Here is a 26541-nt window from a genome sequence, read left to right as displayed (position 1 = left end):
GCGGCCACCTCCGGGGTGTGGAGGGGCTGGGTGGGCGACGGGGTGGGGCGGCGGGTGCTGGGTGGCGCGGCTGAGGGGTGGATGCGGGCGGCGGGATGGCTGCGGGCGGCGGGATGGCTGCGGGCGGCGGGATGGCTGCGGGCGGCGGGATGGCTGCGGGCGGCGGGATGGCTGCGGGCGGCTCGGGGCGCGGCGGTGACGCGGCAGGCGGCAGGCGGGGTCTGACGGCAGGCTGCGGGCAGCGCGGCCCACGTTCGGTGGGCGTGCCCGGAAAGCGGCGTACAGGCTGTAGCGGTCACGCCACCACCTCCAGGGTGCCGTCCACTGCGATGGCCCCCAGCCGCAACGCGTGGCCGTCCCACAGCCCCCACGCGTCGAACGGCACGCCACCGGTCAGCGCCAGGGCCATGTCGAGGCCCGTGTCGTCGCGCACCGGCAGCCCGTGGCCGGAGGCGTCGACCAGAGAGCCTCCGTGCAGCCGGACCGAGGTGCAGCCCAGGGGGAACAGACGTTGCCATGGATCGGCCGTCAGCATCGGTTCCAGGGACGCCAGGGAGGTGCGCCACGACGGCGGGGCCGGCACCGGGTCCGGGGGCCTCGAGGCCTCCAGTTCGCCCAGGGCCACCCGGTCCGACGCCGGGTAGGGGTGGACGAGGGCCGAGGACTCCAGGCCGTGGGGCAGGAGCGGGACCGGGGCTCCCACGGCGGAGTGGCGGATCGCCACCACCCAGCGGGACGTCTGGCGGCCCCAGCACCACTGGCGGACCGTGCGGACGCGGCCGTCGTCGGTCTCCAGTCGGAGCAGGGCCACCCAGCGGTCGAACACACCTGGCGTGGCGCGGACGGTCTCCTCCGGGATCGTCACGCCCAAGCGCGACCTGGGCTGCACGAAGCAGAGCAGGTGCAGGCCGCCGAGGCGGTCGGCCACGTCGGAGGTCCAGCGCGGGCCCGAGCGGGCGACGATCTCCTGGATCTCGGCCACGGCGGCGGCCACGCCGGGGACCTGGGCGTCGATCATGCGGGCGATGAACGCCTGCCACCACGAGGCCGGGCGGCCCGGCAGGGAGGCGATGCCGGCGGAGGCCACGTCGAGCAGCCAGTCGCGCAGGCCCTCGATGCCCGACGACATGGCGTTGGCGCGGTTCGCCGCCGTCTTCTCGCGGGAACGGAGGCGCCGGGCCACCGCCTCGGGCGACGAGTCGAGCTCACGGGCGGCGCGGCGGGTGGTCCACTCCTCCACCCACTCGGGCGGAAGGGCGTCCGGGAGGTCCAGTTCCTGCAGGCTGACGGCGTGCTTGCAGGGGAACTTGCGGGACGGGCACGTGCACTTGGCCGAGCCCGCGGCCAGGTCGACGCACACGCGGTACGGCAGCGAGCCGGAGCCCGAGTAGAGGCCCCACAGCACCGGCAGGGCCTTGCCCAGGCCCTGCCAGCGCATCGGAACTGCTCGTGTCCTCACGAGACCAAAGTAGCGAGGACCCCCGACAGAAAATCAGGCCGGACCGCGACGGGCCCAAGTCCACGCGTACGCCGGGTCCTCGGAGGCCTCCGCCGCCTCGCCCAACTCCAGCGGGCGGAACGTGTCCACCATGACCGCGGTCTCGTCGAAGTAGTCGACGCCCAGCGAGGCTTCGACGGCTCCCGGCTGCGGTCCGTGCGTGCAGCCGGACGGGTGCAGCGACAGCGAACCGATGCCGATGCCCGAGCCCTTGCGCGCCTCGTAGTTGCCGCCGACGTAGAACATCAACTCGTCCGAGTCGACGTTCGCGTGGTTGTACGGCACCGGCACGGACAACGGGTGGTAGTCCACCTTGCGCGGCACGAACGAGCACACGACGAAGTTCGGGCCCTCGAACGTCTGGTGCACGGGCGGCGGCTGGTGCACGCGGCCGGTGATCGGTTCGAAGTCGCGGATGTTGAACGCCCACGGGTACAGGTGCCCGTCCCAGCCGACGACGTCGAACGGGTGGTTCGCGTAGGTGAAGCGCGTGAGGCCGGCACGGTGCCGCACGAGCACGTCGACGTCCTCGCCCTCCACCACCAACGGCTCCTCGGGCCCCCGGATGTCGCGCTCGCAGTAGGGCGAGTGCTCCAGGAACTGCCCGGCCTTGGACAGGTACCTGCGCGGAGGCCCGACGTGCCCGGTCGCCTCCAGCACCAGCAACGACATCGGGGACGACGGCACGACCCGATAGGTGCACGAGGTCGGGATCACGACGTAGTCGCCGTCGCCGACCGTCAACGCCCCGTAGATCGTCTCGATGACACCCGAACCGGACTGCACGTACAGCAGCTCGTCACCGAATGCGTTGCGGTACAACGGAGACGGCGCGTTGGCGACCACGAATCCAATGGTCACGTCCGGGTTCGAGAACAGCTTGCGCCGCCCGGTCACCGCGTCGACCTCGTCAGAAGCCCAGGTCAGATCCGTTGTCTTGAAGTGCCGCGGCTTCAGCGGGAGGTTCGGCGAAGCGGTCCCGCGCTCGTCCTTCACCGTCTCCGCGTTGACGATCGCGGTCGGCAGGTACCGGTGGTAGAGCAGGGCCGAATCGGCCGAGAACCCCTCGACCCCCATGAGCTCTTCCGCGTAGAGGCCACCGTCCGGTTTGCGGAACTGGGTGTGGCGCTTTCGGGGGATCTCTCCCACCTGGCGGTAGTAAGCCATGAGTGCTCTCCGGGTCCTTCCAGGGCGTTCGATTATCGGACATCTTTGTTCACTTACCGATACCCAGCTAGCGTGTCAGCCGTGTCAAGCGCTGTCGAACTCCGTGCGCCCGGTCCGCGCGGTACTCCGCCCCTGCTCGCGAGGCTTGTGGACGATGCCGCGCTGTTCCCTCCGGGGAACGCGTCGATGCCCGACGCGGTGCGCGGTCACCTCGACGGACGCGTCGGTGACTTCTCCGGCGTCATGGGCCTCTTCCTCTGTCCCGCCTCCCGTCTCGCCGAACTGATCACCGAACTGATCAAGGTGAAGCCGGCCAAACCCATCGCTCTGAGCCTCGTGATCGACACCGGCCTCGGCGGCGTGCCGAAGGCCGTGTCGATCGTCGAGAGCAGAAGCGAGCTCCTGGCTCTGCGCATGGTCGAGATGCCCGCACCGTCCGATGTGGACGAGGTGTGGCTCGAACGCGTGTCGGAGTTCGTCCCCGAGGACGTCATCCGCGTCGTCGAACCCCGCCGCGGCGGTGCCGAGTGGCTCGACGGCGTTCGCCGGGTCATCGAGCACGGCAGCTGGCCCAAGCTGCGCTGCGGCGGTCTCTCCCAGGAGAACTTCCCGAGCGTCGAGGAGGTCGGTGACTTCCTGTCCGTCGTCAGCGGTGGCGGCGTCGCGTTCAAGGCGACGGCGGGCCTGCACAAGGCCGTCCGCTACACCGACGAGCAGGGCTTCACCCACCACGGCTTCCTGAACCTCCTCGTGGCCACCGCGCGGTCCCTCAGTGGCCGCGACGTCCGCGAGGCGCTCGCGAGCACCGACGCCGAGGCTCTCACCGCCGAGGCCAAGGCGCTCAGCGACCAGGCCGCGCACGCCGTGCGCGGTGTGTTCGCGAGCTACGGCTCGTGCTCGCTCGCCGAACCTGTCGCCGACCTCGAGGGGCTTGGACTGCTGTGAGCTGGATCAGCGACCCGAACTTCACCGAGGACCAGCCGTTCGGACCGCAGACCCTCCCCTACGGCGTCGTCGACGGGGGCGTGGCCGTCCGCGTCGGCGACCGCGCGTTGCTCCTCAAGAGCCTCGCGCTGGGCAAGTGCAGCGAGTACGTCCAGGAGGACTCCCTGGACCCGCTGCTCGCCGCCGGCAGGCCGGTCTGGAGCGTGCTGCGCGCCAAGCTCAGGGAGATCGTCACGGCGAGCTCGGCCCCCAAGGGCGCGGAACTCGTCGGGATCGAGACGGCGAAGCTGCCGTTCACGGTCGGCGACTACGTGGACTTCTACAGCAGCAGGCACCACGCGGAGAACGTCGGCAAGATGTTCCGCCCCGACGGTGACGCGCTCACGCCGAACTGGACGCACCTCCCGATCGGCTACCACGGCCGCGCGGGCACGGTGTACGTCTCCGGCACGGAGATCGTCCGCCCGAACGGCCAGAAGCGCGGCAGCGAGGGCCCGAAGTTCGGGCCGTCGGAACGCCTCGACATCGAGGCCGAGGTCGGCTTCGTCTGCGGCGGCCCGAAGGCGGCCAACGTGTCCACGAGCAGGGCGGCCGAGCACGTCTTCGGCGTCGCGCTGGTCAACGACTGGTCGGCCCGCGACATCCAGGCGTGGGAGTACCAGCCGCTCGGCCCGTTCCTCGCCAAGTCGTTCGCCACGTCGATCGGCGCGTGGATCACGCCGCTGGAGGCGTTCTCAGTTGCACGCGTCCCGACGCCGCCGCTGCCGAACAAGCTGCACGACTACCTGACGTGCGACCAGCCCTGGGGCCTGGACATCACGATCACCGTCGAGCTGAACGACACGATCGTCGCGCGGCCCCCGTTCCGGGAAATGTCGTGGTCTTTTGTGCAACAGCTGGCGCACATGACGGTGAACGGGGCTACCGTGCGCCCAGGTGATCTGTTCGCCTCCGGCACGGTCTCGGGACCGGAGAAGGACGAGCGCGGCTCGTTCCTCGAACTCAGCTGGGGTGGCAAGGAACCGTTCAAGCTCGACGACGGCTCCACGAGGTCTTTCCTGGAGGACGGCGACACGGTCAAGCTGACCGCGACGGCTCCCGGTGAGAAGGGCTCCGTGGTCGGTCTCGCCGAGGTGGTGGGAACAGTTCGGAGTGCGTGATGGTCGGAGCGACGAAGGAGAGCTCGCTGACCCTGGAAAGGGGTCTGGCGCTGCTCCAGGCGGTCGCTGAGGCGGAGTCCGAGGCACCGTCGATCTCGGAGCTCGCCAACGCCATCGGCGCGTCCAGGGCAGCCGTGTACCGGCTTCTCGTGCCGCTGCAGGCGCGCGGACTCGTGCGCCGCGAGGGCTCGAAGGTCAGGCTCGGCCTGGGCGTGCTGCGCCTCGCCTCCAACGTCCTCCCCCAGCTGCGGATGGCGGCGAACCCCGCTCTCCGGGAGCTCGCCGAGAAGGTCGGCGCCACCGCGCACCTCACGGTCGCGGACGGCACCGAGGCCCAGGCCGTCGCCGTCGTCGAACCGTCGTGGACCGCTTTCCACGTGGCGTACCGGGTGGGCTCCCGCCATCCGGTGCACCGCGGGGCGGCCGGCCGGGCCATCTCCCAGCCCGGCGAGGCCTGGGTGGTCTCGGCCGGTGAGCTGCAGCCGAACGCGTACGGCGTCGCCGCACCGGTGCGTGGCGTGCCGGGTCTGCGAGCGTCGGTCGGCGTGGTGGCGCTGGAGAAGCTCGACGCGGACATCGTCGGCCCTCAGGTCGTGCGTGCGGCCGAAGAAGTGGCGGCAGCGCTCAGATGACCGAAGAGCGGCTACGGCGCTGGCGGTTGCTCCTGGGCCCGAGCGCGGAAGACGTGTCCGAACTCGGCGAGGACGACCAACGGCGTGATGGCGCGCTCACGGGTCTCTACGGCGGTGGCGGTGATCGCGGTGCCGGCCTCGGTGCCAGCTCTCCGCAGCTGCACCGCTGGCTCGGCGACGTCCGCAAGTACTTCCCCACGTCCGTCGTGCAGGTCATGCAACGGGACGCGGTCGAGAAGCTCGGCCTGAAGCAGTTGCTGCTCGAACCCGAACTGCTGCAGTCGGTCGAGCCGGACGTGAACCTCGTCAGCACCCTGTTGCAGCTCTCCCGCGCGATCCCCGCCCGCACCCGCGACACCGCGAAAGCCGTGGTGCGCAAGGTGGTCGAGGACATCGAGAAGCGGCTGCAGGACCGGTTGATCGAGGCCGTCCGCGGCGCCGTCGACCGGTCGAAGCGCACCCACCGGCCGCAGTTGCAGGACGTCGACTGGGCGACCACGATCCGCGCGAACCTCAAGAACTACCAGCCACAGCACAAGACCGTCATCGTCGAGGACCTGATCGGGCACCGCAGGCGCAGCCGGTCCGCGGCGATGCGGGACGTGATCCTGCTCGTCGACCAGTCCGGTTCGATGGCGGAATCCCTGGTGCACGCGGCGGTTCTCGGGTCGGCACTCGCGAGCATCCGGTCCATCTCGACGAAACTCGTCGTGTTCGACACCGAGGTCGCCGACCTGACCGACCAGCTCAGCGACCCGGTCGACCTGCTGTTCAGCGCCCAGCTCGGCGGCGGCACGGACATCAACCGCGCGGTCGCCTACGCGCAGACCCAGGTCCGCAGGCCCACCGACACGGTCGTCGTGATCATCAGCGACCTCTACGAGGGCGGATCGGAGACCGAGCTGCAGCGCCGGGTCCGCGAACTGGTCGCGAGCGGCGTCACGGTCGTGAACCTGTTGGCGCTCAGCGACTCCGGTACGCCCGCGTACGACCACGAACTGGCCGCGAAGCTGCACGCGCTGGGCGCTCCCGCGTTCGCCTGCACGCCGGACAAGTTCCCCGAACTGCTGGCGGCCGCCCTGCGCAAGGACGACCTCACGCAGTGGGCCGAAGCCGAAGGCATCGCGACCGGCGGTCGTTAGCGGTCTATGACCCGACCGCGGGTGAGGAACGCCAGCCCGCGTGTCATCACCACGACGCGCCCGCGCTCGTCCGGACCGGCGATCCACACCCGTCCGGTGTGCCGCACCAGGACCCGCGCCCGTTCGGGGAGTTCGGGCAGCCGCAGGTTCTTCTCGGAGTCGGCGACCTTCAGGTACGCCTGACGCCCGATCCGCCGCCCCGCCACGAAACTCACCGACACCGGGCGCCACGGGAACTGCTCCATCAACGCCAGGGTGCCGCGGCGCGTGAGGAAGTGCCGCAACCCCGGCGCGGCCAGTTCCAGCACCACCGGCACGGACAGCACGGTGAGCCAGATCCAGCCGATGAAGAGCACGACGCCGAGGACCGCCAGCGCGAAGAAGATGTGCCCGACCGCGCGCCGGTCCGCCCGCGCGAGGCAGGTGTCGCTCCAGTTCTCGATGATCATCATCTGTGCACACGCGCCGGGATCAACCGCGGTACTCCTCGGAACGTGACGAAGGTGTTGCCGGCGGAATCCGGTGGCACGAACCACACGCGCCGGTGACGCGCGATCCGTCCGCGCAGGACAGGACCGACGCTCAAGGTCAGCAACAAAGGCGGTGACGACAACACGACCAGACGCCCTCCTTCCCACTGCACATGGGCGAAATGCCACGGTTCACCTTCCGGTAAACGCACCGGGCGCTTCCGCGTCACCCACCAGAGCACGGCCGCGGCGAAGAAGAGCAGTACGAGCGCCACCGGTGAGGACCACGACCACACCAGTACCAGAACGAACTGGAGCGCGAAGGCCGCGCCGGCGAGCAGCGTCCACACGAGGGCACGGCGGCTCGCCCGGTCGACACAGTGCCGGGTCCACCGATCGTCGAGCGCCTCCACCTCGGTGGACGGCTTGTTGGGCACGACCACCCGTCCAAGGTACAGGTGGTGCTTCCCATGACGAGCGAAGCTAAGTTAGGCTTGCCTAACCTTTGAGGAGGTGGAGTGGTGACCGACACCCAGACCAAGCGCCCACCGGCGCCGCACGCCGCGGAGCGCGCCCGCACGATCGCGGCTCGCCACGGTTCCGCCGCGCTGCTTCCTCAGTCCGGCTCCCGCACCAGTCCGTTGTTCCACCACGTGCACCCGTGCGGCACCACGATCCTGCTGCTCGCCGACGAACACCCGCTGGTGGCACAGTTGTGGCAGGCCCCGCGGGCCGAGGTGACGGCGATGCTGGAGATCGCCGACCAGGCTCCCGTGCCGCTGCGCGAACCCGTCCGCGGCCTGCTCTGGCTGACCGGCTGGGTGTCCGCGCTGGACGGGGAGGAGGCGCGCGAGGAGGTTCTCGCCGTCGCCGACGTGCGCCCGGACCACCGGCTGCTCGACGCGGGCCACGGCGCCTCGGTGCTGCGGCTCACGCCCGCGTCGATGGTGATCGCGGACGCCGAGGGCACGTCGTCGATCAGGCCGGAGCAGTTCGCGAGCGCGACGCCGGACCCGTTCTGCCGCAACGAGGACCACTGGCTGCGGCACCTGGAGTCGGCGCACAGCGACGTCGTCGGCCAGCTCGCCCGGCACCTGCCGGAGGAGTTGCAGGCGGGCCACGTGCGGCCGCTCGGGCTCGACCGGTTCGGGCTGCGGCTGCGGGTCGAGGCGGAGTGCGAGGACCACGACGTGCGGATCGCGTTCTCCCAGCCGGTCAGCACTCCCCAGGAACTCGCTGCGGAACTGCGGCGGCTGATGGGGTGCCCGTTCCTCGCCCAGAGATGATCCGAGGCTGCAGGTAGCGTCAGCGGGGTGACCTTGATCCCCGCTGACGAGAAGCGCGGTTACCAGCTCGAACTGCTGATCGTCTTCAGCATGACGCTCGGACTGTCGGGCCTGCGCAGTCTCGTGCGGCTGATCGACAGCCTGCTGCAGCCGACGCCGCTCAACCAGCAGTCCGTCGCGATCAACGTCCCGCAGGCGCGCGCCGACCTGCTGGACCTCGTGGCGCAGCTGCTGGGCGTGCTGCAGCTCGCCGCGTGGGGCGGCATCGGGCTGTACCTGTTGTGGCGCACGGGCATCAAGCTGCGCGTCATCGGCCTGGACGGCACCCGCAAGCTCGCGGACTCGCTGGGCGCCCTGGGTCTGGCCGCGATCATCGGCATCCCGGGGCTGGGCCTGTACTTCGCCGCCTGGGCGCTCGGCCTGAACCTCGCCGTCCAGCCGTCCACTTTGGACAACCAGTGGTGGATGAGCGTGGCGTTGATCCTCGCCGCCGCCGGGAACGCGTGGGCGGAGGAGGTCCTCGTCGTCGGGTACCTGATCACGCGGCTGGAGCAACTCGGCTGGCGGCAGTACGCGGCGTTGGTCGCGGCGGCCGTGCTGCGCGGGTCGTACCACCTCTACCAGGGCTTCGGCGGGTTCGTCGGCAACGTGGTCATGGGCCTGGTGTTCGGGTTCTACTGGCAGCGGACCAAGCGGTTGTGGCCGTTGGTGATCGCCCACACCATCCTCGACGTCGTCGCGTTCGTGGGCTACACAATGTTGCGCGGCAAAGTGAGCTGGTTGCCCTAACGATTCGGGGGTCGCGCTCGATTTCACGCGCGGTTCGTTGCGATTTCGGGCTCACAAGCGGCGATTTGTGCTGTTCAGGGTTACGCTCGATCGGTGACTGCGCACACGATCGCTGAGACCGAAGCACTTCCGGATGCCGCGCCCCGCGTGGACAGCGAGGTCGGCCCCTTGCGCACGGTGCTGCTGCACCGGCCGGGCAACGAGCTCAAGAGGCTCACCCCGCGCAACAACGACCAGCTCCTGTTCGACGGCGTGCCGTGGGTGGGCCGCGCCCAGGAGGAGCACGACGCGTTCGCCGCGACGCTGACCTCCCGCGGTGTCGAGGTCCTGCTGCTCGCCGACGTGCTGGTGCAGGCGCTGGAGGACAACCGCGCACGCATCGCGGGCATCCACAGCGCCGTCAACGAGCGCCGCCTCGGCATCGACCTGGCCGACGCGCTGCGCAGCCACCTCACGTCGCTCGACGCGTCCACGCTCGCCCAGGTGCTGATGACCGGCATGACGTTCGAGGAACTGCCGGCCGCCGAGGGCGCGTCGCTGGTGCGCAAGATGCACCTGCCGATCGACTTCGCCGTCGACCCGCTGCCGAACCTGCTCTTCACCCGCGACTCGTCGGTGTGGGTCGGCGACCGCGTGGCCATCACCTCGCTCGCGCTGCCCGCCCGTGACCGCGAGACGACGCTGACGGACCTGATCTACGCCTACCACCCGCGGTTCCGCCGCACGGGCCGCGCGTACGGCGCGCACTCGGCTCCGCTGGAGGGCGGCGACGTGCTGCTGCTCGCGCCCGGCGTGATCGCCATCGGCGTCGGCGAGCGCACCACCCCGGCGGGCGCCGAGTCGTTCGCACGATCTGCGCTGGCCGACGGCCTCGCACACACGGTGCTGGCGGTGCCGATCGAGCAGGAACGCGCCACGATGCACCTCGACACCGTCTGCACGATGGTCGACCGCGACGCCGTGGTGATGTACCCGGCGATCCGCCACACGCTGACGGCTTACCCGTTGCGCGCCGACGGCGACGGTGGCGTGCGCGTCGACGGCCCCGTGCCGTTCCTGGAGGCGGCGGCCGAGGCCATGGGCATCGAACGGCTGCGCGTGATCGACACGGGCCTCGACATCGTCACCGCCGAGCGCGAGCAGTGGGACGACGGCAACAACACGCTCGCCGTGGCTCCCGGTCTCGTCGTGGCGTACGAGCGCAACGTCGAGACGAACGCGCGTCTGGAGGACCAGGGCGTCGAGGTGCTGCGGATCGCCGGTTCGGAACTCGGCTCCGGCCGCGGCGGACCCCGCTGCATGTCGTGCCCGATTGACCGCGCGCCATTGGTGTAGATCCTTAGGAATGCCTAACCTTTGTTTGGTTCACCTTTCCAAACAAAGGTTAGGCATTCCTGGAATGCGAAGATCTTTGTTCTCGGCTAACGTACTCCTCATGGCCTCGAACGTGAAGAAGATCCTGTCCGGAAAGTCGAACTTCCACCAGCTGCTGCGGGCTCAGGTCGGCAACGAGTTCTCCGCTTCGCAGCAGTACATCGCGCTCGCCGTGTGGTTCGACAACGAGGACCTGCCGCGCCTCGCGTCGCACTTCTACAAGCAGGCTCTCGAAGAGCGCAACCACGCCATGATGATCATCCAGTTCCTCATGGACAACGACATCGCGGTGGCCGTTCCCGGCGTCGAGACGCCGCTGAGCGAGTTCAAGTCCCCGCGTGACCTCGTCGCCCTCGCCCTGACGCAGGAGCAGCAGGTCACCGACCAGATCATCGCGCTCGCGAAGGCCGCTCGCGAGGAGAGCGACTACATCGGCGAGCAGTTCATGCAGTGGTTCCTGAAGGAGCAGGTCGAGGAGGTCTCCTCGATGAAGACGCTGCTCACGATCATGGACCGCGCGGACGGCAACATGTTCTACGTGGAGACGTTCCTGACCCGCGAGAGCGTGGGTGACGAGGGTTCCGACGCCGGTGCCCCGACCGCCGCGGGCGGCGCTCTCTGAGTTTTTCTTCGCACGGTTTTTCTTCGCACGATTGAGTGCCTGATCACAAAGGACCGCCTGACCTAATCGGGTCGGGCGGTCCTTTCAGTTGTTGAGGCGGGCGGCCTGCCGGGTGAGGTATTCCCGCTCGGCGAGGTTCGACGCTTTCCCGGCGGCCTCGACGTAGAGCTTCGCGGCCGTTCGCCGGTCACCGTCGCGCTCGTGGAGGTAGGCCGCCACCGCCGAGTAGCGGGGCAGGGAATCGTCCAGTTCCGCCAATGCCTTGAGCCCCGCGCGCGGTCCGTCGGCCTCGCCCACGGCCACCGCCCGGTTCAGCCGGACGACAGGACTGCCCGTCAGCTTCGCGAGTTCGTCGTACCACTCCACGATCTGCACCCAGTCGGTCTCCTCGGCCACGGGCGCGTCCGCGTGCAGTGCCGCGATCGCCGCCTGTGCCTGGAACTCCCCCAGCCGGTCCCGTGCGAGCGCCGCCTGCAGGATCTCGACGCCCTCGGCGATCAGCGTCGTGTCCCACTTCCCCCGGTCCTGCTCGGCCAGCGGCACCAGCCTCCCGTCGTCCGTCCGGGACGCGCGGCGGGCGTGGTGCAGGAGCATGAGCGCGAGCAGCCCGGCGACCTCGGGGTGGTCGATCGCGCCCGCGAGCAGCCGGGTGAGCCGGATGGCCTCGGCGGCCAGGTCGACGTCACCCGAGTAGCCCTCGTTGAAGACCAGGTAGAGCACGCGCAGCACGGTGGCCACGTCACCGGGCTGGTCGAACCGCACGGCGCCGACGGTCTTCTTGGCCCGGCTGATGCGCTGGGCCATCGTGGCCTCGGGCACCAGGTAGGCCTGGGCGATCTGCCGCGTGGTCAGCCCGCCGACGGCCCTGAGCGTGAGCGCGACGGCCGACGACGGCGTGAGCGAAGGGTGCGCGCACAGGAAGTAGAGCTGCAACGTGTCGTCGGCGTCCGGCACGGCCCCCAGCCCGGGCTCGGCGTCGACGAGGTCCTCCCGCCGCCGCCGAGCCGTCTCCGCCCTCGTCGCGTCGAGGAACTTGCGCCAGGCCGCGGTGACCAGCCACCCCTTGGGATCCCGGGGTGGATCTTCCGGCCACACGCGGACGGCCTCGACCAGCGCGTCCTGCACGGCGTCCTCGGCCGCCGCGAAATCGGCTCCGCGGCGAACGAGGATGCCGAGCACCGCCGGCGTGAGGCTCCTGAGCAGTCCCTCGTCCACGCTCACTCCGTGATCGTCGGCGCGCTGCCGTAGAGCGGACGGATCTCCAGCCACTCGTGGATGGGCTTGCCGTCCTTGCCCGGCGCCGCCGACAGTTCCGCCGCCAGTTCGAGCGCCCGCTCGTAGGTGTCGGTGTCGATGATCATCCAGCCGGCGATGAGGTCCTTCGTCTCCGCGAACGGCCCGTCGGTGACCGGCGGGCGCCCCTCACCGTCGTAGCGAACCCAGGTGCCCTCCTGCTCCAGGGCCTGGCCGTCGACGAACTCACCGGTGGTCTTGAGCTTGTCCGCGAAGTCGTTCATGTACTGGATGTGCGCGGTGATCTCGTCGGGCGTCCACTGGTCCATCGGCACGTCGTTGGCCGGGGCAGGGGCGCCGCGGTAGTGCTTGAGCAGCAGGTACTTCGCCATCTCGGGTGTCTCCCTCGGTGCGGTCGCGACCCATCCTGGTCGCTTTCACCACGGGGACGGAGCCGAAACGCGGATCTCTACATCGCCGGCGGAGATCTTTTCGGCGGTCGTGCCCGCCCCACCCCCAGCGGGGCGGGCACGACCGTGGCGGGACTCAGAGAAAGGCCATGGCGCACTGAACGGTGGTCGCGGTCATCTTGATGCGGACGACGTGGTCGGTGTCCGCGAAGTGGACGCGCTTGATGCCGCCCACGAACGCGTAGACGACGTTGTCCGCCACCTGCGCCGACCAGCCGGCGCGGTACTCGGAAGCGTGCGGGTAGGCCCTCTTGACCTCGGCGAAGGTCGAACCCACGCCGATCCCCTTCGAAGTCCTGGCCTCCGCCGGCAACGTGATCCGCTCGACGCCGTACTGCCTGGAGATCGCGACCTCGCCGTCGGCGACGCAGTTCTTCTCGCCGGGGCCGCCCCAGGTCAGGTCGGTCAGGCCGGCGGCATGCGCCTCCTCCAGCGACATGCCGAGCTTGAGACCGCCGTACCCGAGTCGGTTGTCCACCTTCACGACGGCCTGCGGCGGGTTGGTCACCGTCGCGGTCACGACCTCCGTGACGACCTGGACGGGCGGCGGCGTCGCGCTGGACGGCGCGGTGGTGGACCTGGCGGGAGCGGCGTTCTGCTCCGGCGCGGAAGTGCACGCGGCAATTCCCGCGACGGCGAGTGCGGCGACGAATGCGATCTTGATCGAGTTCTTCATTTCGGTTCCCCCCAAAGGTTTGTGTGAGACACCGGTAAAGACGTCACCTCGTCAGCGGGGTTGCGCAGGTCAGAGTCACGAAGAAGTCACGGGAACAAACGCGGAAGAACGTACGCCAAAGTCCCGCTGCACCGTCTGGAGCAGCGGGAACTCAAGGATGATCAATGTTCAGACGGTGGCGCAGTCGTTCGCGTTCAGGCGCATGAACACGGTCGTCACGACCGCGCCGTCGGTTTCGAAGATATAGGACCAGGGAGGCGTTGCGGATATTTGCGCGGTCACCGAGGAACCGCTTTGAATGGAATTCGTGTAGGCGGCTTTGACCTCGGACACCTGCGAACCCGCGCCGACGTTCTTGGGCGTCTTGGCGTAGTTCGGCATGGTGATCCGCACGATCCCCTTGGCCGGGGAGACGATCACGGCGTTCGCGTCGGGCACCGACTTCGTCGCGTAGGCCTTGCACCTGTTGTCCGGGTCGGCCGGGCTGCTGGGTTCGACCAGCGAGCCCGTCGCCAGTGCGTCGGCCTCGGACATCCCCAGCGCGAGCGTTCCGTACCGGCCCGGCTGCGACTCCGGTGTGGGCGGCGTCGACGTCTTCGGGCTCGACCGGCTCGTGCCGCCGGGATCGGGCTTGCCGGTGTTGGCGCCGGTGGAGTTCGGCGGCTGCCCCACCGTCACGGTCGCGGTCGAGACGACCGTGCTGGTCGACGGCGGTGGAGGAGGTGTCGTGGTGGTCGAGACGGCCGTCGTCAGGAGGGCGCCGACCGTGCTGTCCGGCGACGGCATCTCGAACCGGCTCACCCCGATCCCGGCGCCGACCACGGCCACCAGGGCGAAGGTGCCGGCGACGGCGGTGCGCCGATGCCGGCGCCGAGCAGCGCCGCGGAGCACCAGTTCGGTGGAGACCGACGTGGAGTGGACGTCCAGCCGATCGTCGCTGAAGAGCTTGCGCAGATCATCATCCAGTTCGTCCACCGGTCAGTCCTTTCCCAGTCGTGTTCGAAGGCTCGCCATCGCCTTGCTGCTCTGGCTCTTCACCGTGCCGCACGAGATGCCGAGCGCGTGTGCGATCTCGGCCTCGGAGAGGTTCTCGTAGTAGCGCAGCACGATCACCGCTCGCTGCCGCGGTGGCAGCGACCGCAGAGCCTGCCAGAGCGGTTCGTTCTCCAGTCTGCTCAGCTCCGGAGCCACGGCTCCGCTGTCCGGGAGGTCCGCCACGAGGTTCTCACGTCGGCGTCGGCGCCAGATGCTGATGTGCGTGTTGGCCATGGCCCGGCGGACGTACGCGAGCGGGTCGTCACCCTTGCGCTGCACTGCGACCCAGCGCGAACCGACCTTCTCCAGCACCGTCTGCACCAGGTCGGCGGAGTCGTGCGGGTTCCCGGTCAGCGCATGGCCGTAACGAAGGAGTCCGGGCATGGAGACGCGCACGAACTCAGCGAAGTCCCCCACGGCTTCCGCTCTTCCCCCGCCGTGCTCGACGGCTGACCCCAGCTGCAACACCGCCGTCACGGCACGCCCCCTCCCCGAAGCAAACTGGCTCGGGGTGTTCACGCGTGGGTCCGAGATGCGGTTGCCGCCACTTAATCACGGAACGGCAACGGGCGCAGGCAGTTCCGCTGTTCCGGTACCGGCGCTCAGGGAGCGGCGACGGCCTCCGGGAGGACGAACGACCCGTCCGCCCGAACGGGGAACTCGTGCACCTCGGCCACCGCGGCGACCGGGATGGCGCCGTAGACGTGCGGGAACCACAGCGGCGAGTCCGGCACTGCCTCCCAGCGCACCGGCACGTCGAGCAGCTTCGGGTCGATGACCAGCAGCAACAGCCCGCTCTGCCCGTGGAAGAACTTGCCGGCGGTCACGTGCACGACGCCCCGGTCGGAGCAGTGCACGAACTCCTCGCCCTCAGCGGGGGCGATGGAGCCGGCCGACTGGGCAGCGGCCCAGCCGGCCGTCGTGATGATGTGCAGCAGCACTTATCCACAGCTCCTTGTGCACAACTATGTGGACAACCCTGTGGACTACCGCAGGGTGATCTGGCGGCCCCGCAGGCCCTCGCGGGCGCGGCGCTCGGCGTCGGACAGCTGCTCGTCGGAGGCCAGGGCCTCCAGCAGCCGCTTGCCCAGCGCCTCGGCCGGCTCCGCCCACTCGCGGGCGTGCATCTCGCGGTCGAGGTCCCAGACCGGGACGAGCAGGCCGTGCGCGCGGAACGAACCGGCGTAGCGCGAGCCCTCGCCGAGGTCGAGCTCACCGCGGGCGGACAGGCGCGCCATCGCGGACAGCAACTTCTCCTCGGGCTCCGGCCGGACCCAGCGCAGGTGCGCCTTGTCGCCCGCGTCGACCCAGTAGGCGGCCTTCACGCCGGGCGCGTCGAGGCGCTCGGTCGGCAGGATCGCGGCGTTCGCGCGCTCCAGGGACAGCGCCACGTCACCGGTCGGCTCGGTGCCCTCCGGCATCCACCAGATGAAGTCGGTGTGCAGCACGGGCGTGATGTCGGCGTCGACGTCGAGCAGGTCCTGCAGACGACCGGGGTTCTCACCGGCGTCGGGGCCCACGACGGGCAGCACGTCACCGGTCTTCGCCTGCTGCGCCCACTGCAGCGCCCGCGCCAGGTCGCGGCTGATGTCGCCGGAGCGCGTCTGCACCTGCAGGCCGACGAACGGCACGTCGTCGCCGCGGATCAGACCGGCGGCGGCCATCGGCAGCACGGTGGCGAGCGTGACCTCGCGGCCGTCCTTGACCGGCAGCTTCACGACCGCCGACGGCACGAACTCGCGCAGCGCGATCAGCTCGCACTCGGCGGCAAGACCCTCGAACGGCCGCGAAACGATCACGTCCGTCGCGCCACCGGGCGCGCCGTGGCAGGCCTTGTAGCGCTTGCCGGACCCGCACGGGCAGGGCTGCTTCGGGTTGATCCCGTCCTTCGGTGCGTCCTTGACCGCGGTCCGCTTGGCCACCTTGGCCCTCCTCGTGCTCAGGCTTTTTCTAGGTCGCCAAGTTAGCCGTCAGCAGGCGACGCGTGTTCGCCGGGGCGTTCGTCGCGAGGTAGCGGACCCCCAGGTCACGGCACAGCGCGACGTCCTCGGCGCTGTCCACCGTCCACACGTACGTCTCGTGACCCGCACGCCTCGCCCGATCGACGTAGTCGGGATCGTTGCGCAGCAGGTGCACGCCCGGCCCGGTGTAGTCGGCGAACGAGGGCAGCGCGCCGCTCCGGTACCGCCCGAGGCGGTCGAGCAGCAGCACCGTGCGGATGTCCGGCGCGTGCTCGCGGAACGCCTTCACCGCCGACGGCGAGAACGACATCATGACGATCTGACTCGTGAGGCCGTGCTTCTTCAACGCCTCGGCGAGCTTGCGCTCGACCTCGTTGCGGTAGCGGACCGGATGCTTGGTCTCGACGAAGAGCTGCACGTTCGTGCCCTTGACCAGCTCCAGCAGCTCGTCGAGCACGAGCAACCCGGCGTGCTGACCGTGGCGGTGCCAGCTGCCGTAGTCGAACGTCCTCAGCTCTTCGAGCGTGAGCGCGCTGACCGTGCCACGGCCGTTCGACGTGCGGGCGAGCGTGCGATCGTGCACACACACGAGCTCGCCGTCACGCGACAGGCGGATGTCGCATTCGAGACCGTCCGCACCCTCTTTCAGGGCGAGTTCGTATGCCCCGATGGTGTGCTCGGGACGGTCGGTGGACGCGCCACGGTGCGCGACGATCGCAGGCTGCTGCACAACCCCGAACCATAGTGCTGTGGCCGCCGACCTTCACCGCGCGCTCCGGCGCCCAGCAGGGCGCCTCGCGGCACCGGCCCCGCGCCCCCATATGCCCGATATGAGGACGCGGGGCCGGCACCGCGATGCACCCGTCTGAACGGCGGATCGCGGGGCGAAGGCCGACGGCCACAGCACTGGTGTCTGCGCAACAATTTGAGTCATCAATCAAATGGACGTGGACGAAACGCCGCTCGCGACTTACCGTCCCGCCTTGTGACGTTCGACCAGCGAGATCCCGCGTTCATCGCCGACCCGTACCCGGCCTTCGCCACCCTGCGCGAAGCCGGTGAGGTGCATCACCACGAGCAGATGGGCGTCGCCGTCGCCGTCTCGCACGCCGCCTGCTCCGCCGTCCTGCGACACCGTTCGCTGGGCCGGATCTGGTCGGACGTGAAGCCGGTCGAGCAGTTCATGTCCTTCAACCTCCTGCACCGCAACTCGCTGCTCGAGAACGAGCCGCCCACGCACACCCGCCTGCGCCGCCTGGTCGCCGCCGCGTTCGGCCGCGGCCACGTCGAGCGCCTGCGCCCGTGGGTCGCCGACCTGGCCGACAAGCTCGTCGACGAACTCGTCGCCAAGATCTCCGACCAGGGCCAGGCGGACCTGCTCGCCCACGTCGCCGCGCCGTTGCCGGTCGAGGTGATCGCGGAACTGCTCGGCGTGCCCCAGAGCGACCGCTACCTGCTCCAGCCGTGGTCGAACGCCATCGTGAAGATGTACGAGTACGGCCTGCCCGCCGACCAGCAGAACGCCGCCGAACGTGCCGCCACCGAGTTCGTCGCCTACCTGCGCGAGCTGATCGCGTTGCGCCGTGTGTCTCCCGGTACCGACCTCGTGTCCGACCTGGTCGCCGTCACGGACACCGACGGCGCCAGGCTCACCGAGGACGAACTCGTCGCCACGGCGGTGCTCCTGCTGATGGCGGGCCACGAGGCCACGGTCAACGTCATCGGCAACGGCGTCTACGCCCTGATGCAGCACCGCTCGCAGTGGGAACGCCTCTCCCCCGAGATCATGCCCACGGCCGTAGAGGAACTCATCCGCTACGACTCGCCGTTGCAGCTCTTCGAACGCACGGCCACCGAACGCGTGGAGATCGCCGGCCACGTCATCGAACCCGGCGAGAAGATCGCCGCACTGCTCGGTGCTGCCGCGCGCGACCCGTTGGTCTTCGAGAACCCGGACGTCCTCGACGTCGGCCGCGAGAAGAACCAGCACCTCGGCTTCGGCATGGGCATCCACTACTGCCTGGGTGCGCCGCTCGCGCGCATCGAGGTGGAGGCGGCGCTGTCCTCGTTGCACCGCAAGCTTCCCGGTGCGGTGCTGGCCGAGGAACCGAACCGGCGGGCGGAGTTCGTGATCCGCGGCCTGCACTCGCTGCCGCTCGCGGACGGCTAGCGCGGGTAGCGCTTCGGGAGCGTGAAACCGCGCTCCTGCAACACCTTCCGCAACCGGTCGGGATAGTCGGTGATGATGCCGTCCACACCGTCGTCGATCAGCTTGTGCATGGTGGCCGGGTCGTTCACCGTCCACGGGACCACCTTCAGCCCGTGGCGATGCGCGTCCCGGACCAGTTCGCGAGTCGTGAACGGCACGTAGTCCGGGTCGCCGACCTTGCCGCCCTGCGGGTTGCCGTGCACCGGCGACAAAGCCTTGGCGCCGAAGGACTTCGCCATCTTCGCGACGCTGCCGCCGAAGTCGGCGAGTTCGAGGCCGCCCGTCCACGGAGAGCCCGGTCGCAGCATCTCCGGCTGGGTCAGCGCCACCAGCGGGATGCGCGGCTCTACCTCGCGCAGGCGCATCAGGGTGCCCCAGTCGAAGGACTGGACGGTCACGTTGGGCAGGAAGCCTGAGCGGCGGATCTCCCGGACCGCGCGCTGCACGAACTGCTCACGGGGTGCGGTCTCGTGCGGGGCGGCGGCCTCGACCTTGGTCTCGATGTTGAAGCGGATGCCCCACGCGCGGTGCCTGCGCGCCAGGTCGAAGAGCTCGGCCAGGGTGGGCATGCGGGCGCCCGGTGAGAGTTCCTGGTCCGGGTACTGCGACCACCTCGTGCTGCCGCAGTCCAGGGTTCGCACCTGGGCGAACGTCAGGTCCTTCACGTACTTGCCGGCGTAGGGGAAGTCCGGGTCGCCGGGGAACGCGGGCGCGGTGTCGAGGCACTTCGCCGGGTTGGTCTTGCGGTCGTGGGTGACGACCTCGCGACCGTCGCGCGTGATCTGCAGATCCAACTCCAGCGTCGTCACGCCGAGTTCGAGCGCCTTGCCGAACGCCTTGAGCGTGCTCTCGACGGTCAGGCCGATGCCGCCGCGATGCGCCTGGAGGTCGAAGTGGCGGTGGTGCGCGTGGGCGACGCCCGGGGTGATCAGTGCGATCACCAGTGCCCCGATGAGTGTCCGCATCAGTCCAACCTGGCACTCACCGGGGAACGCCGGAAGGCCCGCCGGGACGAACGTCGCCTGAACAGATCAGCGGGGCGAGCCGGACGCGCGGACCGCGCGCAACGGGGGTTCGGGAGCGTCCTTGACCTCGACCACGCGCATCAGCCGGACGGACGCGGAGTCCACCGGCAGCAGCAGCGTGGTGATGCGGCGGACGACCAGCGCCGACGTCACCGCGACCGCCGCGAGCAGCAGGTCGGCGAACGCGTGCAGCAGCACACCGTCCGCGAGTGCCTGGGTGCTGGACCGGAACGACCACGCGACCACGAGCACGACGGTCAGGCCCGAGCCCGCCCAGAGACCCCACCACCAGCGCAGGAGCTTCGACGGATGGGGGCGCTCATCGGCGGGCCTGCGGGCCACGGCGTGTTCGAGCTCGGCGAGCACCGAGCCGGGCACGACGAGGTTGACGCCGGGGACGATCAGGCCGATCAGCACGGCGCTGTCCGACCGCGAGGGGCCGTAGCCGACGAGCGTCGCGGCCACGTTCCGCGCGCGCCGCAGCCACAGCAGGCCGAGGATCAGCGACAGGAAGCAGCCGGTGATCGTGATCGCGGAGGAGGACACCACCATGGCGTCGGACGTGCTCACGACACCCGGCGACAACGCGCCGAACCGGCTCAGCGCGACCAGCACGTAGCGCCAGATCTCGGAGAACGCGCCCCACAGGGCGACGACGCCGAGCAGCCACAGCGAGTTCTGCGCGGTGCGGGCGAGGCGGCGCACGCCGTCGACCGAGTCGGCCTGCTCGACCGTGCCGGGCACGGCCGTGGGCCAGCGCCACGCGAGCAGCGGGAAGCCCCAGCGCGGCGGGACCGGGTAGTTCGGCGGACCGCCGTAGTTCAGCCGCTGCGAACGTGACTGCGGCTGCGGGTACGCACCGGGTGGCGGAGTCGCCACCCAGTCCACGCGCATCGGCTGCAGCGGCTGCACGATCAGATGACCTGGGGTTCCGCGCCGTCGGTGCCGCCCTCGAGCGGACGACCGGCGGCCTCCCAGTGCTGCATGCCGCCCTCGACGTTGACGGCCTCCCAGCCGTTCTGGTTGAGGTACTGGGTCACGCGGGCGGAGCGGCCGCCGGCGCGGCACACGACGTAGAGCTGCACGTCGTTCGGCACCTCTTCGAGCCGGGCACCGATCTCGCTCATCGGGACGTGCAGCGCGCCGGGTGCGTGGCCGGCGTCCCACTCGTCCTGCTCACGCACGTCCAGCAGAACGGCGCCCTCGGGCAGCTGCGCCGGCACGTCGGCGATCTCCACGCTTGGAACAGTCACGCCCTAGATGTTGCCATGCCGGAGGTTGCACTCTCGTGAGCCTCCGGCATGGCACATCCCCGGGCCCCTACTCCGCGAAGACGGGGCCGAGCCTGCCGAACTGCTCGTCGGACAGCGGTAGCGTCGGACGGCCCGCGCCGGTGCGCGCACGCATGCCGGGGTTCTTCGGGTCGTCGGTGATGTCCGGGCTGCCGAAGTTGCGCAGTTCGACCTGCAGCACCGACCTGTCCACCCGGTACACCCTCATCGGCTGCAGCAGCGACTGGAACGGCTCGAACGGCCGTACGTCGTGCAGCTGCACGACCGAGCCGGCGATCTCGGTCCGCTGGGCGGGCCGGCAGTCGCCGGTCTCCCACAGCGCGTCGTTCGCGGCCTGCAGCGGAGTGCCGGCGAACCTGCCGACGGTGATCCTGAAGCTGCCGGTTCCCCGCGAGTCGGACACGTCGGCCTCGTAGGCGGTGCTGTCGGCGTTGGGCGTCGCGGCGCCGATGGTGACCTCCGGCAGGAGCTTCCTCGCCTGGTCGAGCCACGCGTCGACGGCCTCGGGGTTGAACACCACCGCGCCGAGGTCCAGCTTCTCCTGTCGTTGCGACGGCTTCATGTTGCACAGCGGGATCTCGGCCACCGACCAGCCCGCGGGTGGAGCGGCGCTCTTCGCGGGCGTCCACGTCCCGTACGGCACCTGCGGTGGTGTGTCGACCCGCGGCCACGTCAGCGCGTGCTCCACGGTGGCGGGCCCGGCGTCCGGCCGGTCTGCCTGCTGAGGTGGCGGCGCGGCCTGGTTCAGCGTCGCCGCGCTGAAACCGATGCCGGCCACCACTGCGACCACGCCGAGCATCGCGCCGGCGCGCTGGGCGAACACCCGGCGCCGGCCGCGCTTCATCACCACGTCCAACGTTGTCGTGGGAGGGGGCGCGGAGACGTTGAGAGCTCCGCGCAGCTCGTCTTCGAGGTTCATCGATCACGCTCCGAGTTGACCGGTTCGCCGTACGCCTCGCGGAGCGCCGCCAAACCCCTGGCTGTCTGACTTTTGACGTTGCCGACCGAACAGCCCAGCTCAGCGGCCGTCTGTTCGATGGACAGGTCGTGCACGAACCGCAGCACGAGCGCGGCCCGCTGCTTGGGCCCCACCTGCTGCAGCGCCGCGTTCAGCCGGGCGTCCGGATCGGTGAAACCACCGCCGACGCCGTGTTCCGGCAGGTCGGCGACAGGGCGTTCGCGGTCGCGGCCACGACGCCTGCTGTCGAGGAACAGGCGCGTCACGATGGTGCGGACGTACCCCTCCGCCGTTTCGCGCCTGATGCTCGGCCATTTCGCATACGCCTTCACGAAGGCGTTCTGCGCGAGTTCTTCCGCCTCCGACCAGTCGCCGCACATCGCGTACGCCGTGCGCCGAGCCCAGTCGAATCTGTTCGTGAAGAACTCCGAGAACTCCTCGTCCCGTCGCACTCCGGTCCCCCCAGCTGTCTGCCGCGTTCGCAGTCAATACGCGAGCGGCCCTGGGAGGGTTGCACACACGAAAAAACGGGCCGCCCCCGTGAAGGACGGCCCGTTCTCCAATGCGACCGCTAGTGCGCGACGGCCTTCTCGGCGCCCGCACCGGTGAGGGAGCGGACCTCCATCTCGGCCTGCTTGGCGGGGTCGGCCTTGTCCTTCGAGAGGATCGTGCCGATGTAGCCGAGCAGGAACGCGACGGGGATCGAGACGATGCCGGGGTTCGACAGCGGGAACAGGTCGAAGTCGGCGTTCTTGAACATCGAGGTCGGCTTGCCGGAGACGGCGGGCGACAGGACGATCAGGGTGATCGTCACGATCAGACCGCCGTAGATGCTCCACAGCGCGCCCGAGGTGTTGAACCTCTTCCAGAACAGCGAGTAGAGGATCGTCGGCAGGTTCGCCGAGGCGGCGACCGCGAAGGCCAGTGCCACGAGGAACGCGATGTTCTGGCCGTTGGCCACGATGCCGCCACCGATGGACACGAGACCGATGACGATCGCCGTGATGCGGGCGACCTTCACCTCGTCGGTCTTGTCCTCGTCGTCGGCCTTGCCGTTGCCGTTCTCCTCCCGGCCCTTCTTGATGATGTTGGCGTAGATGTCGTGTGCGAACGACGCCGACGCCGTGATCGTCAAGCCGGCCACGACCGCGAGGATCGTCGCGAAGGCGACGGCCGCGATCAGGCCGAGCAGGATCGGGCCACCCAGTTCCAGCGCGAGCAGCGGGGCGGCCGAGTTGGCCTTGCCGGGAGCCGCGTTGATCTTGTCCGGACCGACGAGCGCACCGGCGCCGTAGCCCAGGACCAGGGTGAACAGGTAGAAGATGCCGATCAGCCAGATGGCCCACACGACCGAACGACGGGCTTCCTTGGCCGTGGGCACGGTGTAGAAGCGCATCAGGATGTGCGGCAGACCCGCGGTGCCGAGGACCAGTGCGAGGGCCAGCGACAGGAAGTCCAGCTTGCTGGTGCCGGTCGCGCCGTACTGCAGGCCGGGGCCGAGCAGCTTCTCGCCCGCCTTCGGGGCGGCGTCGACCGCGGCACCGAGCAGGGACGAGAGGTTGAAGCCGTACTTGGCGAGCACCCAGACGGTCATGATGCCCGCACCGGCGATCAGCAGGACGGCCTTGATGATCTGCACCCAGGTGGTGCCCTTCATGCCGCCGATGAGGACGTAGGCGATCATCAGGGCGCCGACGACGGCGATGACCAGGGCCTGGCCACCGGTGCCGGTGATGCCGAGCAGCAGGGCGACGAGACCGCCCGCACCGGCCATCTGGGCCAGCAGGTAGAAGAACGAGACCGCCATGGTCGACGTGGCGGCGGCCGCGCGGACCGGACGCTGGCGCATCCGGAAGCTGAGCACGTCGCCCATCGTGTACTTGCCGGTGTTGCGCAGCAGCTCGGCGACCAGCAGCAGCGCGACGAGCCACGCCACCAGGAAGCCGATCGAGTACAGGAAGCCGTCGTAGCCGTTGAGGGCGATGGCGCCCGCGATGCCGAGGAACGACGCGGCCGACAGGTAGTCGCCGGCGATCGCGATGCCGTTCTGCGGGCCGGTGAAGGCGCGCCCGGCGGCGAGGTAGTCGGCAGCGGTCTTGGTGTTGCGGCTCGCCCTGATGACCACGACGAGCGTGATCAGGACGAAGACACCGAAGATGCTGATGTTGAGGATCGGGCTGGACTCGTTCACTTGCCGTCTCCCTCGATCTCGTTGCGGAGCTTCTCCGCCAGCGGGTCGAGGTTCTTGTTCGCGTGCCGCACGTACAGCGTCGTGATGACGAACGTCGACACGAACTGCAGCAGGCCGAAGATGAGCCCGACGTTGATGTTGCCGAACACCTTGGTGGACATGAAGCCGTGCGCGTAGTCCGCGAGCAGCACGTACAGCAGGTACCAGGCGAGGAACAGTCCGGAGACGGGGAAGACGAACTTGCGCAGACGTTGCTTCAGCTCGGTGAAGTCAGCGCTCGCTTGGACGTCGGCCCACTTCTGTGCGTCTGGGGCCGACTCAGACGGGGTGTGCTCGACACTGCTCACAGTCCCCTCCTCGCGGTACTCGTCGTAGGTGTCAGCAACGTGACGTGCACGTAATGCCTCCAGGTGCGGTCCTGTTCTTGGTCCGGAACCGTATGGAGACTTGAGTCACTCAGGTAAGACCCCGTTCGTGCCGTTGCGCTCAGCAGTCGGGTGATGCGACGAACGGTCAGTATGCGTAGACGAACAGCACTCAGCGTGACCTAGTTCACCGTTCACCGATTCGAGTGACCAATTTTCACCCATTTGAAACGGTGGCTACTTAACGTGTTCGGCCAGCTCCCCTGCGCTTCTCCTCCGCCAGCCTGGCCTTCTCCTCGGCGGTCCCGAAGCGGGCGATGGAGCGGTCCTGGATGAAGCCCAGCGGGTCCGGCGCGTGCAGCCTCAGCAGGATCTGGCTGACGTCCGCGGGCACCCGTCTGCGGGTCGCCTTGCTGACCATGATCATGACGATGAACGCGACCGGAACCGTGATCAGCGCAGGTTGCGTGATGAACGCGGGCGCCCAGCGGCCGGTGTAGGAGCTGACGACGCTGACGATCTGGGCGGTGATGACCATGCCGCCGCCGACCACGAGGCCGCAGACGGCACCCACCCAGGTGAGTCCCCGCCACCAGATGCCGAGGACGAGAAGCGGGCAGAACGTCGACGCCGCCAACGCGAACGACATCGCCACCGTCAGTGACGCGTCGGAGCGGGGAAGCAACAGCGCCAGGCCGATCGCGACGAGTCCCGTGAACACAGTTGCCCACCGGAAGTCACGAACCTTGCCCGGCATGATGTCCGTCGACACCACCCCGGCGACCGACACCACGAGCCCGGACGAGGTCGACAGGAACGCCGCGAAGGCGCCCGCCGCGACGATCGCCCCGACGATCTGACCGCCCAGGTTCGGCAGCATCGTCTCCGGCAGCATCAGCACCGCCGCGTCGGTCTTGCCGTTCACCAGCAGTTGCGGCAGGTAGAGCCGCGACAGCACACCCAGCACCGTCGGGAAGATGTAGAACAGGCCCAGCAGGTAGAGCACGTGCAACGCCGTGCGGCGGGCCGCCTTGCCGTCCGGGTTGGTGTAGAAGCGGACCAGGACGTGCGGCAGGCCCATCGTGCCGAGGAACGTCGCGAAGATCAGCGAGTACGTCCTGATCAGCTCGGAGATGCCCCCGGTCTGCGGCCGCGTCCAGTCGTAGTTGCTGGTCGGCGAGCCCTCGACGACCGGCACCGGGCTGCCCGCGGTGAACTCCATCGTCGTGCCGGGGCTGAGCTCGTAGACGCCGCGGCCCCAGAACACCGCGCCGTCCGCTTCCCTGCCGTCGATCTGGCCGCGCACCTTCAACGTCAGCGGCACTTCGACGCGGACCTTCACGACCTGCTCGGCCACGGTGATCGACTCGGACTTCGGGAACCGCACCACGCCGTCGTCGCTGATCGGCTGCGTGCCGCGGTCCGGGGACGCCAGGAACACCACGAACAGCACGAACGTGGGCGCGGCGATCGCGAAGAGCTTGCCCCAGTACTGGAACGCCTGCACGAGCGTGATCGCGCGCATGCCGCCGCCGAGCACGTTGACCACCACGATGGCCGTGACGATCAGGCCGCCGAACCACGCGGGCAGGCCGGTGATCGTGGTCAGCGTCAGGCCCGCGGACTGCAGCTGCGGCACCAGGTAGAGCACGCCGATGCACACCACGAAGAACGTGCTGAAGTGCCGCACGTTCGCCGATCCGAGCCGGGCCTCGGCGAAGTCGGGCAGCGTGTAGGCACCGGAGCGGCGCAGCGGCGCGGCGACGAACAGCAGCAGCGCGAGGTAACCGGCGGTGAAGCCGATCGGGTACCAGAGGGCGTCGACGCCGTCCTTGAGCACGAGCCCGGCGACGCCGAGGAACGACGCGGCGGACAGGTACTCGCCGGAGATCGCGGCGGCGTTGCGGGTGGCCGGGATCGCGCGGCGGGCCACCAGGAAGTCCGGGGTGGTGTTCGCCTTGCGCGACCCGACGTAGCCGAGCAGGAACGTCACTGCGGCAACGACGGCGATCGCGCTGAGACTCCAGATGTCAGCGTTCAC

The 26541-nt window shown here is 69.5% G+C and carries 30 protein-coding genes; 10 read left to right on the top strand and 20 right to left on the bottom strand.

What is annotated here, in order from left to right:
• Positions 1-30: 30 nt before the first annotated feature.
• Positions 31-225 carry a hypothetical protein gene (locus PV646_RS11325; protein WP_500341370.1) on the top strand — a complete coding sequence of 65 codons (195 nt, stop codon included), beginning with the start codon at positions 31-33 and terminating at the stop codon, positions 223-225.
• 70 nt (positions 226-295) lie between these two features.
• On the opposite strand, the gene PV646_RS11320 is transcribed toward PV646_RS11325, so the two are convergent.
• Positions 296-1459, bottom strand: coding sequence for an SWIM zinc finger family protein (locus tag PV646_RS11320; protein ID WP_500341369.1), 1164 nt, complete (start codon positions 1457-1459; stop codon positions 296-298).
• A gap of 33 nt (positions 1460-1492) precedes the next feature.
• Complete coding sequence (locus PV646_RS11315; protein ID WP_500341368.1) at positions 1493-2665, bottom strand: homogentisate 1,2-dioxygenase; 1173 nt, start codon at positions 2663-2665, stop codon at positions 1493-1495.
• Between the two features lie 81 nt (positions 2666-2746).
• Here PV646_RS11315 and PV646_RS11310 point away from each other — a divergent pair, with 81 nt between their 5' ends.
• The 4 genes from PV646_RS11310 to PV646_RS11295 are packed head-to-tail and all read left to right on the top strand — an operon-like array spanning position 2747 to position 6544.
• Positions 2747-3610 (top strand): hypothetical protein, encoded by an 864-nt coding sequence (locus PV646_RS11310; protein WP_189156545.1) that lies wholly within the window; start codon positions 2747-2749, stop codon positions 3608-3610.
• Entirely contained in the window at positions 3607-4770 is a 1164-nt protein-coding gene (locus tag PV646_RS11305) for a fumarylacetoacetate hydrolase family protein (RefSeq protein ID WP_500341367.1), read from the top strand. Before PV646_RS11310 ends, PV646_RS11305 begins: the two co-directional genes overlap by 4 nt.
• A complete protein-coding gene (locus PV646_RS11300) occupies positions 4770-5402 on the top strand; it encodes an IclR family transcriptional regulator (RefSeq protein ID WP_500341366.1) in 633 nt (210 codons plus the stop codon). Before PV646_RS11305 ends, PV646_RS11300 begins: the two co-directional genes overlap by 1 nt.
• Complete coding sequence (locus PV646_RS11295; protein WP_500341365.1) at positions 5399-6544, top strand: VWA domain-containing protein; 1146 nt, start codon at positions 5399-5401, stop codon at positions 6542-6544. Before PV646_RS11300 ends, PV646_RS11295 begins: the two co-directional genes overlap by 4 nt.
• Here the strand turns inward: PV646_RS11295 and PV646_RS11290 are convergent.
• Together PV646_RS11290 and PV646_RS11285 are read right to left on the bottom strand one after the other, a co-directional pair.
• The gene (locus tag PV646_RS11290) at positions 6541-6996 is read right to left on the bottom strand and encodes a hypothetical protein (protein ID WP_500341364.1); all 456 of its coding nucleotides are present in this window, start codon (positions 6994-6996) and stop codon (positions 6541-6543) included. The two genes, PV646_RS11295 and PV646_RS11290, sit on opposite strands and share 4 nt — an antisense overlap.
• Positions 6993-7364 carry a hypothetical protein gene (locus PV646_RS11285; RefSeq protein WP_500341363.1) on the bottom strand — a complete coding sequence of 124 codons (372 nt, stop codon included), beginning with the start codon at positions 7362-7364 and terminating at the stop codon, positions 6993-6995. Before PV646_RS11285 ends, PV646_RS11290 begins: the two co-directional genes overlap by 4 nt.
• 171 nt (positions 7365-7535) lie before the next feature.
• Between PV646_RS11285 and PV646_RS11280 the strand changes: the two genes are divergently transcribed.
• From PV646_RS11280 to PV646_RS11265, 4 genes are all read left to right on the top strand, one after another.
• Positions 7536-8300 carry a DUF2470 domain-containing protein gene (locus tag PV646_RS11280; RefSeq protein ID WP_500341362.1) on the top strand — a complete coding sequence of 255 codons (765 nt, stop codon included), beginning with the start codon at positions 7536-7538 and terminating at the stop codon, positions 8298-8300.
• 27 nt (positions 8301-8327) lie between these two features.
• Positions 8328-9089 (top strand): CPBP family intramembrane glutamic endopeptidase, encoded by a 762-nt coding sequence (locus tag PV646_RS11275; protein ID WP_500341361.1) that lies wholly within the window; start codon positions 8328-8330, stop codon positions 9087-9089.
• 93 nt (positions 9090-9182) lie between these two features.
• Positions 9183-10424 carry an arginine deiminase gene (locus tag PV646_RS11270; protein WP_500341360.1) on the top strand — a complete coding sequence of 414 codons (1242 nt, stop codon included), beginning with the start codon at positions 9183-9185 and terminating at the stop codon, positions 10422-10424.
• Between the two features lie 100 nt (positions 10425-10524).
• Positions 10525-11085, top strand: a complete 561-nt coding sequence (locus PV646_RS11265; protein WP_500341359.1) for a ferritin — start codon at positions 10525-10527, stop codon at positions 11083-11085.
• 84 nt (positions 11086-11169) lie between these two features.
• Here the strand turns inward: PV646_RS11265 and PV646_RS11260 are convergent, their stop codons facing one another.
• The 8 genes from PV646_RS11260 to PV646_RS11225 form a co-directional block, all read right to left on the bottom strand.
• The gene (locus PV646_RS11260; RefSeq protein WP_500341358.1) at positions 11170-12300 is read right to left on the bottom strand and encodes an RNA polymerase sigma factor; all 1131 of its coding nucleotides are present in this window, start codon (positions 12298-12300) and stop codon (positions 11170-11172) included.
• A gap of 2 nt (positions 12301-12302) precedes the next feature.
• Positions 12303-12710, bottom strand: coding sequence for a YciI family protein (locus PV646_RS11255; protein ID WP_500341357.1), 408 nt, complete (start codon positions 12708-12710; stop codon positions 12303-12305).
• A 154-nt stretch (positions 12711-12864) separates the two neighbouring features.
• Positions 12865-13464 carry a hypothetical protein gene (locus tag PV646_RS11250; RefSeq protein WP_500341356.1) on the bottom strand — a complete coding sequence of 200 codons (600 nt, stop codon included), beginning with the start codon at positions 13462-13464 and terminating at the stop codon, positions 12865-12867.
• 168 nt (positions 13465-13632) lie between these two features.
• Positions 13633-14439 (bottom strand): hypothetical protein, encoded by an 807-nt coding sequence (locus PV646_RS11245; protein WP_500341355.1) that lies wholly within the window; start codon positions 14437-14439, stop codon positions 13633-13635.
• 3 nt (positions 14440-14442) lie between these two features.
• The gene (locus PV646_RS11240; protein WP_500341354.1) at positions 14443-14976 is read right to left on the bottom strand and encodes a SigE family RNA polymerase sigma factor; all 534 of its coding nucleotides are present in this window, start codon (positions 14974-14976) and stop codon (positions 14443-14445) included.
• A 125-nt stretch (positions 14977-15101) separates the two neighbouring features.
• A complete protein-coding gene (locus PV646_RS11235) occupies positions 15102-15440 on the bottom strand; it encodes a DUF952 domain-containing protein (protein WP_500341353.1) in 339 nt (112 codons plus the stop codon).
• Positions 15441-15485: 45 nt separating this feature from the next.
• Entirely contained in the window at positions 15486-16421 is a 936-nt protein-coding gene (locus PV646_RS11230) for a DUF5926 family protein (protein ID WP_500341352.1), read from the bottom strand.
• Between the two features lie 28 nt (positions 16422-16449).
• Positions 16450-17190 carry a glycerophosphodiester phosphodiesterase gene (locus tag PV646_RS11225; RefSeq protein ID WP_500341351.1) on the bottom strand — a complete coding sequence of 247 codons (741 nt, stop codon included), beginning with the start codon at positions 17188-17190 and terminating at the stop codon, positions 16450-16452.
• A gap of 255 nt (positions 17191-17445) precedes the next feature.
• On the opposite strand from PV646_RS11225, the gene PV646_RS11220 reads away from it, so the two are divergent.
• Positions 17446-18630 carry a cytochrome P450 gene (locus PV646_RS11220; protein ID WP_500341350.1) on the top strand — a complete coding sequence of 395 codons (1185 nt, stop codon included), beginning with the start codon at positions 17446-17448 and terminating at the stop codon, positions 18628-18630.
• On the opposite strand, the gene PV646_RS11215 is transcribed toward PV646_RS11220, so the two are convergent.
• The 8 genes from PV646_RS11215 to PV646_RS11180 all read right to left on the bottom strand — a co-directional run bounded on the left by PV646_RS11215 (position 18627) and on the right by PV646_RS11180 (position 26541).
• Positions 18627-19634: a glycerophosphodiester phosphodiesterase gene (locus PV646_RS11215; RefSeq protein WP_500341349.1), complete on the bottom strand. Its 1008-nt coding sequence runs from the start codon at positions 19632-19634 to the stop codon at positions 18627-18629. The genes PV646_RS11220 and PV646_RS11215 overlap by 4 nt on opposite strands.
• A 66-nt stretch (positions 19635-19700) precedes the next feature.
• On the bottom strand, positions 19701-20606 hold the full coding sequence (locus PV646_RS11210; RefSeq protein WP_500341348.1) for a DUF4328 domain-containing protein: 906 nt from the start codon (positions 20604-20606) through the stop codon (positions 19701-19703).
• A gap of 2 nt (positions 20607-20608) precedes the next feature.
• Positions 20609-20947 carry a rhodanese-like domain-containing protein gene (locus tag PV646_RS11205; RefSeq protein WP_500341347.1) on the bottom strand — a complete coding sequence of 113 codons (339 nt, stop codon included), beginning with the start codon at positions 20945-20947 and terminating at the stop codon, positions 20609-20611.
• A gap of 67 nt (positions 20948-21014) precedes the next feature.
• Positions 21015-21905, bottom strand: coding sequence for a hypothetical protein (locus PV646_RS11200; RefSeq protein WP_500341346.1), 891 nt, complete (start codon positions 21903-21905; stop codon positions 21015-21017).
• Complete coding sequence (locus PV646_RS11195; RefSeq protein ID WP_500341345.1) at positions 21902-22396, bottom strand: SigE family RNA polymerase sigma factor; 495 nt, start codon at positions 22394-22396, stop codon at positions 21902-21904. Before PV646_RS11195 ends, PV646_RS11200 begins: the two co-directional genes overlap by 4 nt.
• Positions 22397-22515: 119 nt before the next feature.
• Entirely contained in the window at positions 22516-24135 is a 1620-nt protein-coding gene (locus PV646_RS11190; protein WP_500341344.1) for a monocarboxylic acid transporter, read from the bottom strand.
• Positions 24132-24482 (bottom strand): DUF485 domain-containing protein, encoded by a 351-nt coding sequence (locus tag PV646_RS11185; RefSeq protein ID WP_189156564.1) that lies wholly within the window; start codon positions 24480-24482, stop codon positions 24132-24134. Before PV646_RS11185 ends, PV646_RS11190 begins: the two co-directional genes overlap by 4 nt.
• Before the next feature lie 259 nt (positions 24483-24741).
• Positions 24742-26541: a sodium/solute symporter gene (locus tag PV646_RS11180; RefSeq protein WP_500341343.1), complete on the bottom strand. Its 1800-nt coding sequence runs from the start codon at positions 26539-26541 to the stop codon at positions 24742-24744.

Origin of the sequence: Streptomyces sp. ID05-26A (genome assembly GCF_033794685.1) — a bacterium.
Classification (GTDB): domain Bacteria; phylum Actinomycetota; class Actinomycetes; order Mycobacteriales; family Pseudonocardiaceae; genus Lentzea.
This window is presented reverse-complemented; position numbering and strand designations above follow the sequence as displayed.

What these genes read in the sequence shown, in the direction of transcription:
- PV646_RS11315 (WP_500341368.1), bottom strand. Translation starts at nt 2,665, where the DNA reads ATGGCTTACTACCGCCAGGTGGGAGAGATCCCCCGAAAGCGCCACACC.
- PV646_RS11300 (WP_500341366.1), top strand. Translation starts at nt 4,770, where the DNA reads ATGGTCGGAGCGACGAAGGAGAGCTCGCTGACCCTGGAAAGGGGTCTG.
- PV646_RS11295 (WP_500341365.1), top strand. Translation starts at nt 5,399, where the DNA reads ATGACCGAAGAGCGGCTACGGCGCTGGCGGTTGCTCCTGGGCCCGAGC.
- PV646_RS11290 (WP_500341364.1), bottom strand. Translation starts at nt 6,996, where the DNA reads ATGATGATCATCGAGAACTGGAGCGACACCTGCCTCGCGCGGGCGGAC.
- PV646_RS11265 (WP_500341359.1), top strand. Translation starts at nt 10,525, where the DNA reads ATGGCCTCGAACGTGAAGAAGATCCTGTCCGGAAAGTCGAACTTCCAC.
- PV646_RS11255 (WP_500341357.1), bottom strand. Translation starts at nt 12,710, where the DNA reads ATGGCGAAGTACCTGCTGCTCAAGCACTACCGCGGCGCCCCTGCCCCG.
- PV646_RS11250 (WP_500341356.1), bottom strand. Translation starts at nt 13,464, where the DNA reads ATGAAGAACTCGATCAAGATCGCATTCGTCGCCGCACTCGCCGTCGCG.
- PV646_RS11215 (WP_500341349.1), bottom strand. Translation starts at nt 19,634, where the DNA reads ATGCGGACACTCATCGGGGCACTGGTGATCGCACTGATCACCCCGGGC.
- PV646_RS11200 (WP_500341346.1), bottom strand. Translation starts at nt 21,905, where the DNA reads ATGAACCTCGAAGACGAGCTGCGCGGAGCTCTCAACGTCTCCGCGCCC.